Origin of the sequence: Dyadobacter psychrotolerans, assembly GCF_004349265.1 — a bacterium.
GTDB classification, from domain to species: domain Bacteria; phylum Bacteroidota; class Bacteroidia; order Cytophagales; family Spirosomataceae; genus Dyadobacter; species Dyadobacter psychrotolerans.
Genome location: NZ_SMFL01000018.1, coordinates 35,070 through 49,596, shown reverse-complemented (window position 1 = coordinate 49,596; position 14,527 = coordinate 35,070). Strand labels below are relative to the sequence as shown.

Sequence of the window (14,527 nt, the reverse complement as noted above, 5' to 3'; positions counted from 1 at the left end):
TATGAAAAATGCAATATATATGTTCGTAATGTTCTTAGGAATAGCGACACTAATAGGATGTGAAGGACAGTTAAGCCTAACACCTATGGAAGATTATGGGGCAACACCAGGCTTTCCTGAATATAACTTTTCCTTTCGAGCGATGGATGCGAAGCTCGGTAGGGATACAAGCTATGTCGTAATACCAACCGATACGATCAGCAAAAGCAGAGTTATTTTCCTTGAACTATACTTAAAGCAGCTGACGTTCAGTAAGAATGTAAATTATAAAATAACATATCAGGTGGATGAAGGTACCGACGCTAGCTTGGTATACCGGGCGCAAGAAATAAGAGCGAATGACTGGCTCAACGTTACAACATCGAGTTTCGTCGAAGACAAACTTTACATTCTATTCCTTCCAATAACTCTTGGACAGACATCAGTAAATATAACCTGTACTGACGATGCAAAGAAATCAAAGACCTTTAAAAAGAGCTTTTTTATAGTCAAATAAAGACTTAATTTTGACTTCCGATAATTAAATTTTAAGAGGTTTAATTTTTCGCGCCCCAATACCCTGTCAGGTTTGGGGCATTTTCATGATCTCCCCTACCCTATTTAATGCTAGTGTTTTGTGCGCCAGCGCCAGGTGTGGCCAGCTGAAAACCTTAGAGAAATTAAAACGATTTTCAACCAGGATAAGCATTTTCTTAGGTGACAGAGCACTGATCAGACCGGGAGCTAATGAAGTTGATTAGCAAAAACTTAGGTTTTTTTTACAAAGCTACATGTAGCATTCTCGACAACCCGTTTTGGGCTGTGATAATACGGACCTTGTACTGTAGAACAAATTAAGTTTTGTCCTATTAAACTGTTATATGATATGATTAAGCCGAAATTAACCTTCTGAAATCCTTAAAAAACCAGAGTTTTCCAAAGGCTTACATGTAGTATTTGCGACAACCCATCTAAAATCAGGGAAGTTGATAAACGAATATGAAGCTGCTGGCAGAATTAGTAACAAGAATGGCATTTCGCATGATTATACAATGAAACGGTTCTAGCTCAGGATCAAAGATTATCATCTTCAAAAAAAGTTACATGTAGTATTTCGGACAACCCAGACATTGCATTTCCTACTAAAACACCTCCAAACTTGACGCTTAGATTTGCATACGGAAAGATCATGCTTTATAAATATCTTTGAACGAGATCTGCTTGGCTTTAATGCCTTCTGATACTTCTGTTACTATCTTAATATTTGCAGCCTATTTTATCATCTGTACCGGGATTAACATTTTTGAGGTTAAACTTTGTATCGTAGTTGATGGCAAACGTCACCAGAGCCACAATATGAGCCTTTAAAAACAACGTTGTATCGTAAGATAGATCCAGTATTAGTAAACTGATCCACATGCAACTTAAAAATCCGGCTGATATCCAACTTAAAACATCAATACATCGGCCTCCGGCGTCTATTTTCCTTTCCATAATATAGGTTATAAAATTCTAATAAATATATTACAATAAAATGTAATATACAATATATTGTAATAGTAATTTTATTAAAACCATTGTTAGCCTGGATCGCTCGAAGTATAAATTATACAAAAAATTACAACTATCTTATTAGTTTAAAAAAATTGCACATTCTCTTCCCCATTTGTTCAAATAATAAAAACATGAGCGATAGCGAATACCGCTTTTCTTTTTCTCTTTTTATAGTTTTTATAATTGTTATATAATATTGATGTAGTATTCTGGACATACCCCCCTCTCAATTCGCTGGAAACGCAATAAATTGACTTCTATTACATGTAGGATTCCCGACAACCAATACACAATTTTGACTTACATGTAGCATTCTCGACAACCAGTAAAAATTACATGTAGTATTCTCGACAGCCAAAATCATTTACATGTAGCATTCCCGACAACCCACTCGCCTTACATGTAGTATTTGCGACAGCCAATTTTAATTTTTTTGTGGATAACTTAGGAAAATGACTACTTACATGTAGTATTCCCGACAGCCCAATAAGAAGGCACTGTTTTATTATTGGAAATTTTCCATACTTTTGGAATTATTCCAACATATTGATAGAATTAGTAATAAAGTAAATAAACATAAGCAATGGAACTAGAACCTATTCTAAAATCGCGGTCATTAGAAATTATATCTTGCATGAATATGCAATTTGAATTTTTCATGCCATATTTTGAAGGCTTGAAAGCAGGGTTTCCAAGCCCAGCAGCCGACTTTATTGACGTCAACATAGATTTGGTCAAAGAGCTGGTAAAAAATCCTTCTAGTACTTTTTTAGGTAAGGTAAAAGGTGATTCCATGCAAGATGTGGGAATTTCCGATGGCGATATTCTTATAATTGATAAGAGTTTAGAATTTGAGAATAATTGCATTGCAGTTGCACATATTAACGGCGAATTTACCGTAAAGCGAATTAGAAAAGATAAAAATTCACTCTGGCTCGTTCCTGCAAATGAAAAGTATAGCTCAGTTAAAATTGCTGTTAACGATGAATTTGCAATCTGGGGAATCGTTGTGAAAATAATTAAAGATGTAAAAAATGTTCGCACTAATTGATTGTAATAATTTTTATGCATCGTGCGAACGTGTTTTTAGACCGGAACTGAACGGTGTCCCGATTGTTGTTTTATCCAACAATGATGGCTGCGTTGTGGCTCGCAGCAATGAGGCCAAAGCATTAAATATTCCAATGGGCGCGCCTGCTTTTGAATATGAAAAGATGTTTGAAAAACATGGCGTTCAGGTATTTTCCTCAAATTACGCTTTATATGGAGACATGAGCGCTCGTGTCATGACAATTCTAGGCACTTTCTGCCCAGATCTGGAAGTTTACAGCATCGACGAAGCCTTTCTCTGCTTCGACGGATTTAAACATTTTGATCTCCAAAGAATTGGTATAGAAATGAAAAGGAAAGTGCATAAATGTACTGGAATTCCTGTTTCAGTAGGATTTGCTCCTACCAAGGCACTTGCCAAGGTCGCAAATAAAATTGCAAAAAAATTTCCGGAATTAGGTGGAGTATATATCATCGACACAGTTGAAAAATTACAGAAGGCTATCAAATGGTTGAAAATTGAAGATGTCTGGGGAATTGGTCGCCAACACGCTAAAAGACTTAATGATCAGGGAGTTATAACAGCTCTGGACTTTACATTAATGGGTGACGCATGGGTTAAAAAAAATATGTCCATTGTCGGCCTGCGGTTAAAAAAGGAATTATCAGGGATTCGAACTCTTGAACTGGATGAAATAGCAGATAAAAAAAGCATTGCTTGTACCCGGAGTTTTGACAAAAACTATTCAATCTACGACGAAATAAAAGAACGTGTCGTTACGTATGCTACAATCTGTGCTGAAAAGCTCCGGAAGCAAGACTGCTGCTGTAATGTCCTACAAATATTTATTGTTACGAATTTCTTCCGCCAGGATCAGCCACAGTATAGCATGAGCATTTCTGTTGATTTGCCTTTTCCTACAAATTCGAGTATTGAATTAGCTGAGTTCGCTATCCAAGCACTCAAAAGGATCTATAAACCTGGATTCGGTTACAAGAAAGCAGGGGTGATCGTTTTAGAACTAACACCAGAAGATTCTAAGCAAACAATGATATTTGAGAATTCCAATCCAAAGCACTTAGAGCTTATGGCTGTGATTGATAAGCTTAATAAGTCGTACGGTCAGCAAAAAGTGAAGCTTGCAGCACAAGACTTAGACAGAGTTTGGAAAATGAAGAGAGAAAGACTTTCGCGTAGATATACAACCCGGTTAGATGAAATCATCTTAATTAATGCCCGCTGATATGAAAATGGTCAAATAAATATAAATTGGGTTTGTAAATTAATTAGGTATTTAAATTTCAATAAAACATGACTCCTCCCCCTCTTGAACAGCCACGATATGTTACTGGAAGATCTGAACATCTACCGGTCGGTGGCTACCCTCCTAAGATTTATAAATACCGTGATTGGAAAGAGCAATATCATGATGAGATAATAACTAAAAAGCAAATTCATTTTGCACGGGCGATAAAATTTCCAGACAAGTTTGATTGTCGATTTCCAATTCTCTTTGATTTTTCGTTTGAGACAGTTTTAGAAGCTTATAAAGGTAAAATAACTAAACAAATCGAGTCGGAAGGAATTAGGCCAAATAGGGATAATATAATCCGAAGAGTACAACTCATATACGATGAGTGTTATGGAACAGACGAAAAGCAAGAAAAGCGAAAAAAGGAATATTATAGCCTTATAGCAGACAAAACTTATGTATTTAGTGCAGCGAAATCATGTGATAGCATCCGGATGTGGGATGGGTATGCAGATAATCTTTCTGGCTTTTGTGTTGAATTTGACTTTGAACAAATCGCACCACTAATACCTGTAAATTTAATAAGCGGTGGTCATGTAAGATATATTTCAGATCCTGGATATAAATTGACGCATCATTTCTTAAATGGAGAACAACCAGAACTTAGAGCAAAGCTATTTAACGAGTTACTAATAGATGCCTTTACCTTCAAATTTAAAGAATACGAGTTTGAAAACGAATTAAGGTTTATAAAGCATGATTGGACAGACGATTTAGGACTCCTCCCTCATTACAAAGAATTGATTCCAACTTTCAATGATAAATTAGACATACCATTATCTGCATACACCGGAATAATATTTGGAGAAAACATAGACCCAAAGCATTTAGATGAGATAAAAATTGAATGTGAAAAACAGGGGCTGAATGTTACTTACAAGATGGCATATCGTAACGGGGACACGATAGAAATAAGACCATTATAATTTAAATACTCTGTTAAAAGGTTATCAACGCTGATTTATGTGGCGTTGATAACTTCTAAATTCGGAAGTTCTTCGTAAGTAAATGCTCTGGCTGGTTCGACAGACGTTCTAAAATCCTTATCAATCGTGTAGGCTTGCATCTGATCAGTGGGGTATTGGTTTGTTGCAATTTCAGTTATACGCTTCTCAGTCAAATCATCCATCATCCATTCCCAGGCTAATTCATTATTCAAAATGGTCGGCATCCTGTTTTTGCTGTTATGCACCTGCTTCATAAGATAGTTCGCGTCGGTAGTTACTATTGCCATTGTATCCACTTCTTCCCCGGTTTGACGATCAACCCATGGCTGCCAGATCCCGGCCATGTAAAAGTATTCCTGTTCTTTCAGACTAATGTAATATGGATATTTAACGGCCGTTTTTAGCGGTTCACCTGTTCTTTTATTTTTGGGGAAGATGTGTCTCCATTCGTAAAAGCCAGTTGATAAAACTAGGCAGCGTCTTTTTAAGGTTGCGTCTCGATACATTTTACCGGGAAATAGCAATTCTTCACCTTTAGCATTCAAGGTCGTCAGCGGTGGATGATATTTTCCCGCTACGTCTTTATAACCAGTGCGCATTTTCTTGACATCTTCTCTTGTCTTTAAATAAGATGGGATGAAGCCCCACTCCATTTGAACAATGTCAAAATTGCTTTTCAAGTCATTCGGTTTGAGCACAGCACTCGGTCCATAGGCGAACCCTTCCTGTACATCCTTATCAAGAAAGTTATAATTAGCAACAGCTTTTTCAAGCTCCATAAGTCGAATGTATTCCGACCGGGAAACCTTTTGTCCATTGTAGTAGCACATGGTTACTTAGTTTTGAAATGTTCGGTGATAATTTCTCCTATCTTTTCGGCTTCCCTCTGTCGTCCTTGTGGGATAGACATCCATATCTTCCCGCTGGGCGTGTTCATTTTGCTTACGGTCAAAGGATTCCTTGCATCAGAGAAGGCAACCCGAAATACTATCGTCTCGCCAATGGAATGTTCTTCAATCCTCAGTTTAACGCCTTCAAGCTCTGACTCGAAACTCTCATTTTCAAAAAGCATAGAGTGATGAGTTTAAACAATATCAGAGATTACGTTTCTTAAAGTTATATAGTATTTGCTATCGATTGACTCAACATCGTCCTCTGAGAAAGTCAAATCATCATGGCCGTACTGCTTTAAACTGTTACGCATAAAGGCAATAGCATCTTGTAAGGTTTCTCCATCCTCCGGTATCAGCTCTTGTCTCGCGCCATCTTTCCAACGTGCATGCTGCGGATATGATTCTGAATTATTCATGATTTCTGTTTACTGATGATAATCAGATTAACAAAAACCGTGCTAAACTGTTAAAGATAAGCAAGCTGGCGAGCTGGGCTTTATGCTTAGAGAACGGCAAGATCGCTTTTTAACAGAATTTGGAAAGCCCTTCCATGCCTGCTCAATCCCGTCCAAATCTAATCATCGCTCCAAATTATTCTTCCATTCTCAATGCTCGCTAATATTCTGGTTTCCTTTCCCCCAATTACCGATATCTGGGAGTTAATGTCAAAATCTTCTTCCTGGCAATTATCATAGTTCGTAGCAGTTACTATACCGTCCCGCAAAGAATTAATTCTTAATTTATGGACAGAATTTGGATGTATTGCTAAATTATCTGTTCTGTGTTTAGCCGCAATACTAGGGTATATTATACAATCGTATTGAAAATTATTCCCGTCCTGGGCTTTATTTTCTTCCCCTGTTAGTACTTTATCGGAAAAGTAAGCACTAAATAAATACTCAAATTTATTTATATGAACTACTGGTATGTCCTTTACAAATTCTCCACCAATAAAATCAAAATAAAGCATATTAATCCGTTTCAATAAATCAGGGTATCCTGATAAAGTTTTGTCTAACGATCTGTATGCTTTTACTAATCCTTCATTAATTTGTATATTATTACTCAATATTGGATAACTCACAAAAGGTTCATCACTTTCTTTGATCCATTCAGAAATTATAATTCGGTCCCCAACTCTTGGCTTTGCTTCAAGCAGAGCTATGTTCTCTGAAAAAGAACAATACAAAACAGTTGTCTCAGTGGAATTAGCTCTGCCATATATGCCGATTTTTTTTATAATATCCAAAGGAGGATATCCTATAAATCCCGGGTCTCGAACTTTGCCATCTTCCAAAAAATGATCTCTAACTAATGTAATTCTATACAAATATTTAAAATATATATTGTTCCTTAAGACACCTCTATAATTAAATATCGTATTCAGATATGATTTTATGTCTTTCGCATCTTTCTCATTTATCTTAGATAGATCTATATTCTTTAAGAATTTCAAAGCCTTCAAGTAAAAGTCTCTACATTCACGTAAAATCTTTTCATTTTTTTTTGATAGATTATCCGGGTCATTTATGGCCGCTAGCATTGCTTCTTGCTCCGGGGTCATATGACTTCTATTGTTGTATTTTTTTTGTTCTGGAATTTGCGGAAACTGCATAGAAAAATAAAAAAATTAGTCCAAATAATCTAAATTTCAAATCCATCTCCTCGAACAACTTCCAAAGGAAAAGTGTCAAAACCTCCCTCTTCATCCATACACACAGCTAACACAGTTCCGTCATTTTTAACAATAAACTGAATTAGCTCTGCCTTAAATTCGCTATTTTTAACATGTAGTGTTACAAATCTCCTTTCCATTTAATTTTTTTTAGTTATAAATTACTAAATTCTATCCCCATGATGAGCGTTCAAAAAATCCATAAGGGTTTGTTTATAGCTATCCATAGGAACAAATTGAATAGGAACAACAGGTAGTTTTTTGCGCTCCAACTCGTTTGCAAAAATCCCTTGCGCATTAGTTTGAGCCACAAAAAATAGATGTCCCATGAAGTTCGCTGACTCTTGATGTAGTCCACTAAAAATCAAATCACTGTTTAAAATATGAAATTCTGTTGCAAAAGAAGATTTGATTAATTCTTTGCCCTCCACGGGAAGTACGAATTTTATTGTAGTTGTAATAGTTATAATAGCTCTATTATCATTTTTCTTAAAAACAAGAGCACTTTTCGTTTCTAATCCACTAGGTTTTTTTGATGTCAAAATGTTATCTATATATTCCTTTTTATACGAGCTATTAACATCAAAATTTTTATTTGAAATTCTACTTATAAAGTAAATGTCGGTATAGTTCATACTCAATTTGGAAAAAATGGATCAGTTAAAATGATATTCTTTATTGATAGCATTTATAAGCCTATTCAAATCACTACCTATATGCTGAACTGATTCAAAAGGCTTCTGATCGAGATAAGTTTCAATTTCATACTTAAACTCGTCTAAAAATATATCGCTTACAATGCTATTACGTGATATTAGATTGTTAGCCTGCGCCATTATTGAGAAGTGATCTGAGCCAGTTTGACTGACTTTATCAAACATCTTTTGAAATTTATCATACAAGTCTCGAACGCTTTGTGTATTCATATGAATAAAGCCTTTTAGGAGCTTAGCTATTAGTGGGTTATTCTATTAAACTGGTTGTAAAGCCTTTGGCTGCCATATTGCACGAATATTAGATGCAAGCTTCAATACTTCATTAGTCGTACGGAAGTTGGATCATAATAATAGTCACTAATAGTTCCATCTTTTATCTTTTCTACCATTTCATCAATAATGAAGATCGGTACTAAAAACCATTCGTGCGATTTAACGTTGCGTCCAAAACGATCTCTTGTTTCAATATCTAGTTTTGCTGCACCAAAAAATTTATGAATTACTTTTTCAAGTTTTGCCCTGTTAATATTGGCTAGCTTGTATGTAGCGATAATTTCTACGTCAGCCATAAGAAAGGTAGGATCGACTTTGGCATTACTAATGCGCTTTTTTACATCCCCACCTGTCACTCCAATTTTGTGTACGATGTTCCTATTTTCTCTAACCAGTGGATGATCTGAAAAACTACGAAGTACATATATTGTTCCGCTATCAAGGTCATATTCACTATTCTCACTCGAGAAGAGTGGGCCGTCATTCGGCTCCGTAATAAATCTGCTAGTTTCATCCTTATACATAGCTCGTATAAGTGATCGCAATAAAATATTGCTTTCAGTTCCATTCGCATAAACAACCCGCAGCCTGGCGTCGTCTTCCCCGTTAGGAGCTTTAATTGTTTCACCAATTTCAGCTATATATGATGTTTGGCCCCCAATAATGATAAATTGTCCCGGTTGAAGTGTCGTTTTGGTAAATCCTGCGTCTTTCCTGAAAACTATTGTATTTCGGTACCCAGTTTCAATATCCTTTTTTACAGATTCAAACAGGGGTTTAAAATGCTCAAAATCTTCACACCGAATACGGTTAGCTATTTCCTCTGCTGCTTTTTTCTCAGCCTGTGAACGCACATGCCTTAGTTCAGTAATGGAGTTTTCTTCATTTAGATCTATACCAAGCTCAGCTAGCAATTCGTCATCGTTCATGCCGACCGAAGCATCAGTCTCTTGACTAAATTCGCCATTCAATAAATTTTGATAGTCCAGGTTTTTAAGAAGATTTCGGCACTCCTCCTGATTACGTATTTGATCAAGTCTTACTGCATACAATCTCTCAAATATATCTTTATCTTCTCCATGCTCCGGTAATCGTCTTTTTTCTTTTACAAAATTTTGGATTTCCTCAAAGCCCGCCATAATCCGTTCTTCACGCGCAGTGTAGCCGGTGGCTTTCTTCGATTCGATTTCAAATCCAAGTTCTGCTAGAAGTTCATCGTCTTCTTCCGTAAGTGTTTTATTTTTAGCCATTTCTTTCTTCTGCTTTTAGACGTGCGAGAAAATGGATTCCTTCTGCCATACGTTGCTCCCAAGGATCGGCCGATTTTATGTCCGGCAAACGGCCCCTTTCTTTTTTAAACTTCAAAGCACGTCTGGCAAGATCACGAGCCTCATCTAAGGACAAACTCAGTTTTCTACCAGAAATAACTTCTGCCATAGCTTTTAAGCTTTGTTCGGTCATTGCTTTGGATAAAATGGCATAAGCTTCACTAAAAGGATTAATGCTGTCAATCCAGTCCACATCCAACTCACGTACATCCATGGTAAATTTACGCACTCCATCAATTAAAGCTGTATTACCACGGCCATTTGTATCACTTTCTTGTTCTTGGTTAAGAATTTCTTTTGCTTTCTGCGTAAAGTTCAGCGCTGCAACAGCGTGCTGCCGAACCGCCTCAATATCCTCTTCGCCCAATTCCGGGTATTTATCTCTAATAATTTTTCCCATTCTAACCTGGGTTAATTCTTGCGGAACAACTTCCTCGTCAAAAAGACCTCGCTCGATAGTTTGCTTATCTTGTACAAATGCTGCAATGACCTCATTCAGATCTTCTTTGCAAATACGCTGTGCTTGTTCGCTTTGCGGCACAGACAGCCCTTTAATTTCAATTTGATACTGGCCGCTCTCTTCATCAAACCCAACATTTTCTCTGTTAGGATTATAGCCATCTTCCCCGTAATCATAACCCGGAACTGGGCCACTCTGCGTATTTTTAGGCGAAAAATTAAACCTAGGTGCCAGTACTTGTTCCATCAACAAACTAGCAGAGATCGCTTTCAAAGTGTCATTAACGGCATCGGTAACTGTTTCTTCCGAAGCATCAGGTTCTGCTATCAGGTTTGTAAAACGAGCATGGATTTTATTAGGAGCATCGCGCGTTGCACGGCCGATAATCTGTACAATTTCCGTTAGGCTCGAACGATATCCCACTGTGAGCGCGTGTTCACACCAAATCCAGTCAAAACCTTCCTTGGCCATGCCAAGGGCAATAATAATATCGACAAAATTCCGGTTTCTTTTTACTTCTGGAAGTCTTAGTGCTGCCGAAACCTTATTTCGTTTGGCCGGATCAGCATCAACCAGATCGGCGATACGTAAAATTTTACCCTCTGATGTTTTGACTAAGTGGAATCCTGTTATAGGATCTATACCCTGCCAGTCTCCCAATGTTTCAATAATATGCTCAACCTCTTTAATCTTATCTCCCATACTCTCGCGAGAATTCACGTTCGGAATATGAATGATCGTTTTTTCATTCGGGTCAAGGACATTTAAAATATCATCTGCGTAAGCTCCGCTATAAAAGTAGTAGCCTATATTCAGAGTCTTGAGATATTCATAGCCATTAAGTTGTTCATAATAAGTATAAGTTACCGTTTCGAACCTAGCTTCATCTTCCGGCATCAAAACTGGGTTCGCATCACCACGAAAATACGAGCCAGTCATGGCTACAATATGCACCCGATCACGTGCTACCAGTTGTTTAAGTTGAGAGCCAAGCACATTATCTCCATCTGCACTAACATGGTGAAATTCATCAATAGCGATCAATCGGTCATCAAAACTATCAACTCCTAAGCGCTCGACAGCAAAGCGAAAGGTCGCGTGTGTACAAACCAGCACTTTGTCTTCACTTGCTAGGAACGACTTAACTGAATTAACTTTGCTGCCATCTTCACCTGGTGCATTGCAAAGATTCCATCTGGGTTGTACCTGCCAGTCATAATAAAAACCAAATCTGGTTAAAGACTCATCGGAAAAGCTCGAACCAATAGACTTTTCCGGCACGGTAATGATCGCTTGTTTAACCCCCTGATTATGAATTTTATCCAGGGCAATAAACATAAGCGCTCGGCTTTTCCCAGAAGCAGGTGGAGATTTAATCAACAAATACTGTTCTCCACGCTTCTCATAGGCTCGCTCTTGCATCGCCCGCATACCCAGTTCGTTAGATTGGGTGGAACTACCTGTACTTTTATAATTAACAGTTACTGAGGGGATAGATTTACTTTCATTCATAAGGCTTTTACCTTTGATGTCATTTGAGTGTAAAGAGCAAACAGTTTTTCAAGTCGTTCGGTATCATTTTTGAATCGGCGGCCAATATAGATACGCTCGAGCACTTCGTCATTTCGGTCATGAGCACGGCGTAAGTCTTCCGGCATTTTCTCTGGATCATATAAATCAGCAATTGTGGCCGGAAAATGTCGCTCGCGAGCTATTAGGATTTCTTCAGCGCAGGTGTTTAAATCCTCCCTGTTTTTTTCAGTAAGTTTTGGTACAGGGAAAGTATTCCAGCCAAGCGTATTGGAATAAGAAAAACGCATTTCCAAACGAACACAAACAGTACCAATCCAAACCCAGTGCAGGCGTGAAGCAATTATAGCCATATTCCACAATGGCGCGTCGTAAAGCGCAAAATTTCGATCACCAACTATAGTGCCACCATTGACTAATCCAACTGGAAGGAAATCACGGTTTTCCGAACTCACTCTAGGAACTACAATGGTATAATTACTATTGCGATGCCTGATTTCTCCGAATTTGTAAGGTAGTGCTGCTAGTTCCTGGGTTTGCTTTTTTGTGCTTTTCTTCCGCAATTCTTTGATAGCATCTAGCCGCGCAACTATTTCAGGGATAGACTTGACCTCATCCTGGTCTTCATCTTTTATCCACAAGCAAAATCGCTGTTTCCCATTAATGAATTCCTCTGAGTTCGAGTACGGATATATATACCTCTCTGTAGCATTGTTGCTAGCAATAAAAGCAACTTTTTCGCTTAAAGTGAAAAATAAATATCCGCCATCGACGGGCTTGCTGCCAAAATCCATGGAAACTAATTCATTTACTGGTCTCGACTCCTTGCTAACAATTACGTTATTACCTGCTACAAGATAAGCATTGATATTATCAACTTTTTTCTCAATTGTTTCTTCATCTTCGCCAATAGAAAACAGACGCCTTATTTTGCCCGAATGATTTGATATACCGACTATAACGACAGTAACACCCGCATTATAACTTGCCAGATTATTCCATTTAAATGAAGTATGAGCAAAAGCAATTTCGTGCCGAGTTTTAAGAATAAGCGGCCAGAGGATTGGAACTTGTTGCCCTTGGCAAATGGAATTAGTTGAGACAAAGGCTGACGCCGCATTCGTGTGCTTACCATATTCTGCAGCCATCATAAACCAACCGGCCACATAGTCCAGAGATTTCCATAAGCCGGTCTTGTTTTCAAATATTGCTTTTAAATCACCTTTTTGGTCATTTGATTGCCAAGTAGAACCCAAATAAGGTGGATTCCCGCAGATATATGTCTCTCCACCCTCATTTTCAAAAGCAATTTCAGCTTGATGTAAAGGTGTAGAGAATAAATCATTGGCGTAAAGTTTTACTCCCGTACCTGCGGGAGGAAAGATAGATAACCATTCGAGCCTTAAAGCATTACCACAAGTGATCCAATTTTCAGCACTCAAAGGCAAAAATTCCGCTAATGCAAGTTGTTGTCCACGATACAACACATCGCATTGATATTCAGCAATAATGAGGGCAAGGCGCGCAATTTCACAAGAGAATCCCCGGAGTTCAATGCCGCGAAAATTTGTGAGAGGGATTTCGCTTTTTCGGCTGCTTTCGCCCCGCAGTTTATTAATTTCCGCCTCGATTTCACGCATTTGCTTATAAGCGATCACAAGAAAATTCCCGGACCCGCAGGCTGGATCAAATACCCGGATAAAAGCGAGGCGTTTGCGTAAATTCAACAGTTTTCGTGCATTATCACCGGCTTCTTCCAGTTGGCCGCGCAGGTCATCAAGGAAAAGTGGATTTAAAACTTTCAGAATATTGGGTACGGAAGTATAGTGCATTCCCAGAGCACCGCGTTCGTCTTCATCGGCAACGGCCTGGATCATTGAACCAAAAATGTCTGGATTGATTTTCTTCCAATCCAGGTTACCCACATGCCGTAAATAGGATTTGGCTATTCTTGTGAATTTGGGAACTTCGGTTGATCCGGAAAATAACTGTCCGTTGACATAAGGAAATTTAAGAGCCCAATTTTTAATTTTGCTTCCTGCGCGTTGATCTTTTTTAGTGTCCATCGCCCGGAAGATTTCTCCGATGATCTCGTGGATGTCGGATGCATCACCAGCACTCATCTGTCCTACAGTATCAGAAAAAAGACCGTTTTTTTCGAATATATCGGTATCTTCAGCAAAGAAACAGAAAATCAGCCGTGCCAAGAAATGGTTCATATCATGACGGCGCTCTGCCGTTGCCCATTCCGGATTATCGCGCAACAATTCGATATACAGTTTGTTTAGGCGACTTGTCGCTTTAATATCAAATGCACTTTCACGGATTTGTCTGACCGTCGTAATACCCGCCAAAGAAAGAAAAAAACCAAAATGATCGTGAAAAGCTGGATAATCGCAAGCTACTGTTTCACCGCTGATCACATCTTCGGCTTGAAATTCCTTTCCATCCGTAGCTAGTATAAACTTAACTTTTGCTTTGCTAGTTGCTGGACTTTCTTTAAGCTTATATAGTGTTTCTGTTACATTCCCTTCATTACAAACGGCGATATGGATGTTATTTTGTTGTAGAACACCACCCTCAATATCCGATTTGTTGCTATTCCCAGACCTTAGGCGTTTAATAGTTGTCTCCTTATTGCCAAAAGCTTCTAAAAACGCATACGGAAACTCAGCTGAGACAAAAGGCTGTTCTGCTAACAATGAAATCGCTTCTTCAATCTCAACTGCATTCATTCTTTAAAAAATATTTAATAACGGGTAAATAGGTTAAATTTTAGGATACTTAACCTATATATATTTAAAAGGGA

General features: G+C 38.0%; 15 protein-coding genes. 4 read left to right on the top strand and 11 right to left on the bottom strand.

Translation table 11 applies throughout. From position 1 onward, the window contains the following. Window position 1 precedes the first annotated feature (1 nt). A complete protein-coding gene (locus tag E0F88_RS29830) occupies window positions 2-496 on the top strand; it encodes a hypothetical protein (protein ID WP_131961997.1) in 495 nt (164 codons plus the stop codon). Between the two features lie 740 nt (window positions 497-1,236). Here E0F88_RS29830 and E0F88_RS29825 read toward each other — a convergent pair. After that, on the bottom strand, window positions 1,237-1,473 hold the full coding sequence (locus E0F88_RS29825; RefSeq protein WP_131961996.1) for a hypothetical protein: 237 nt from the start codon (window positions 1,471-1,473) through the stop codon (window positions 1,237-1,239). Window positions 1,474-2,116: 643 nt separating this feature from the next. Here E0F88_RS29825 and E0F88_RS29820 point away from each other — a divergent pair. From E0F88_RS29820 to E0F88_RS29810, 3 genes are all read left to right on the top strand, one after another. Continuing rightward, window positions 2,117-2,584 (top strand): LexA family protein, encoded by a 468-nt coding sequence (locus E0F88_RS29820; RefSeq protein ID WP_131961995.1) that lies wholly within the window; start codon window positions 2,117-2,119, stop codon window positions 2,582-2,584. Next, the gene (locus E0F88_RS29815) at window positions 2,568-3,827 is read left to right on the top strand and encodes a Y-family DNA polymerase (protein WP_131961994.1); all 1,260 of its coding nucleotides are present in this window, start codon (window positions 2,568-2,570) and stop codon (window positions 3,825-3,827) included. The genes E0F88_RS29820 and E0F88_RS29815 overlap by 17 nt, the downstream gene beginning before the upstream one ends. A gap of 68 nt (window positions 3,828-3,895) precedes the next feature. Continuing rightward, window positions 3,896-4,822: a DUF2971 domain-containing protein gene (locus tag E0F88_RS29810; RefSeq protein ID WP_131961993.1), complete on the top strand. Its 927-nt coding sequence runs from the start codon at window positions 3,896-3,898 to the stop codon at window positions 4,820-4,822. Between the two features lie 35 nt (window positions 4,823-4,857). Here E0F88_RS29810 and E0F88_RS29805 read toward each other — a convergent pair whose 3' ends face one another. From E0F88_RS29805 to E0F88_RS29760, 10 genes are all read right to left on the bottom strand, one after another. Beyond that, window positions 4,858-5,673 (bottom strand): SOS response-associated peptidase, encoded by an 816-nt coding sequence (locus tag E0F88_RS29805; RefSeq protein ID WP_131961992.1) that lies wholly within the window; start codon window positions 5,671-5,673, stop codon window positions 4,858-4,860. Between the two features lie 2 nt (window positions 5,674-5,675). After that, entirely contained in the window at window positions 5,676-5,915 is a 240-nt protein-coding gene (locus E0F88_RS29800; protein ID WP_131961991.1) for a hypothetical protein, read from the bottom strand. 12 nt (window positions 5,916-5,927) lie between these two features. Continuing rightward, window positions 5,928-6,152 carry a hypothetical protein gene (locus E0F88_RS29795; protein WP_131961990.1) on the bottom strand — a complete coding sequence of 75 codons (225 nt, stop codon included), beginning with the start codon at window positions 6,150-6,152 and terminating at the stop codon, window positions 5,928-5,930. Between the two features lie 158 nt (window positions 6,153-6,310). Beyond that, window positions 6,311-7,351 carry an RES domain-containing protein gene (locus E0F88_RS29790; RefSeq protein ID WP_131961989.1) on the bottom strand — a complete coding sequence of 347 codons (1,041 nt, stop codon included), beginning with the start codon at window positions 7,349-7,351 and terminating at the stop codon, window positions 6,311-6,313. Window positions 7,352-7,380: 29 nt separating this feature from the next. Continuing rightward, window positions 7,381-7,551, bottom strand: coding sequence for a hypothetical protein (locus tag E0F88_RS33840; protein WP_165940182.1), 171 nt, complete (start codon window positions 7,549-7,551; stop codon window positions 7,381-7,383). 24 nt (window positions 7,552-7,575) lie between these two features. After that, on the bottom strand, window positions 7,576-8,046 hold the full coding sequence (locus tag E0F88_RS33835) for a hypothetical protein (RefSeq protein ID WP_165940181.1): 471 nt from the start codon (window positions 8,044-8,046) through the stop codon (window positions 7,576-7,578). 21 nt (window positions 8,047-8,067) lie between these two features. Then, window positions 8,068-8,337 (bottom strand): hypothetical protein, encoded by a 270-nt coding sequence (locus tag E0F88_RS29775; RefSeq protein ID WP_131961986.1) that lies wholly within the window; start codon window positions 8,335-8,337, stop codon window positions 8,068-8,070. 101 nt (window positions 8,338-8,438) lie between these two features. Continuing rightward, window positions 8,439-9,650: a GIY-YIG nuclease family protein gene (locus E0F88_RS29770; RefSeq protein WP_131961985.1), complete on the bottom strand. Its 1,212-nt coding sequence runs from the start codon at window positions 9,648-9,650 to the stop codon at window positions 8,439-8,441. Next, window positions 9,643-11,700, bottom strand: coding sequence for a DEAD/DEAH box helicase (locus E0F88_RS29765; RefSeq protein ID WP_131961984.1), 2,058 nt, complete (start codon window positions 11,698-11,700; stop codon window positions 9,643-9,645). Before E0F88_RS29765 ends, E0F88_RS29770 begins: the two co-directional genes overlap by 8 nt. Further along, window positions 11,697-14,453 carry a class I SAM-dependent DNA methyltransferase gene (locus E0F88_RS29760; RefSeq protein WP_131961983.1) on the bottom strand — a complete coding sequence of 919 codons (2,757 nt, stop codon included), beginning with the start codon at window positions 14,451-14,453 and terminating at the stop codon, window positions 11,697-11,699. Before E0F88_RS29760 ends, E0F88_RS29765 begins: the two co-directional genes overlap by 4 nt. Window positions 14,454-14,527 lie beyond the last annotated feature (74 nt).

Bases quoted from the DNA above. Each gene is read 5' to 3' on its own strand.
- E0F88_RS29830 (WP_131961997.1), top strand. From the start codon at position 2: ATGAAAAATGCAATATATATGTTCGTAATGTTCTTAGGAATAGCGACA.
- E0F88_RS29825 (WP_131961996.1), bottom strand. From the start codon at position 1,473: ATGGAAAGGAAAATAGACGCCGGAGGCCGATGTATTGATGTTTTAAGT.
- E0F88_RS29820 (WP_131961995.1), top strand. From the start codon at position 2,117: ATGGAACTAGAACCTATTCTAAAATCGCGGTCATTAGAAATTATATCT.
- E0F88_RS29815 (WP_131961994.1), top strand. From the start codon at position 2,568: ATGTTCGCACTAATTGATTGTAATAATTTTTATGCATCGTGCGAACGT.
- E0F88_RS29810 (WP_131961993.1), top strand. From the start codon at position 3,896: ATGACTCCTCCCCCTCTTGAACAGCCACGATATGTTACTGGAAGATCT.
- E0F88_RS29805 (WP_131961992.1), bottom strand. From the start codon at position 5,673: ATGTGCTACTACAATGGACAAAAGGTTTCCCGGTCGGAATACATTCGA.
- E0F88_RS29800 (WP_131961991.1), bottom strand. From the start codon at position 5,915: ATGCTTTTTGAAAATGAGAGTTTCGAGTCAGAGCTTGAAGGCGTTAAA.
- E0F88_RS29795 (WP_131961990.1), bottom strand. From the start codon at position 6,152: ATGAATAATTCAGAATCATATCCGCAGCATGCACGTTGGAAAGATGGC.
- E0F88_RS29790 (WP_131961989.1), bottom strand. From the start codon at position 7,351: ATGCAGTTTCCGCAAATTCCAGAACAAAAAAAATACAACAATAGAAGT.
- E0F88_RS33840 (WP_165940182.1), bottom strand. From the start codon at position 7,551: ATGGAAAGGAGATTTGTAACACTACATGTTAAAAATAGCGAATTTAAG.
- E0F88_RS33835 (WP_165940181.1), bottom strand. From the start codon at position 8,046: ATGAACTATACCGACATTTACTTTATAAGTAGAATTTCAAATAAAAAT.
- E0F88_RS29775 (WP_131961986.1), bottom strand. From the start codon at position 8,337: ATGAATACACAAAGCGTTCGAGACTTGTATGATAAATTTCAAAAGATG.
- E0F88_RS29770 (WP_131961985.1), bottom strand. From the start codon at position 9,650: ATGGCTAAAAATAAAACACTTACGGAAGAAGACGATGAACTTCTAGCA.
- E0F88_RS29765 (WP_131961984.1), bottom strand. From the start codon at position 11,700: ATGAATGAAAGTAAATCTATCCCCTCAGTAACTGTTAATTATAAAAGT.
- E0F88_RS29760 (WP_131961983.1), bottom strand. From the start codon at position 14,453: ATGAATGCAGTTGAGATTGAAGAAGCGATTTCATTGTTAGCAGAACAG.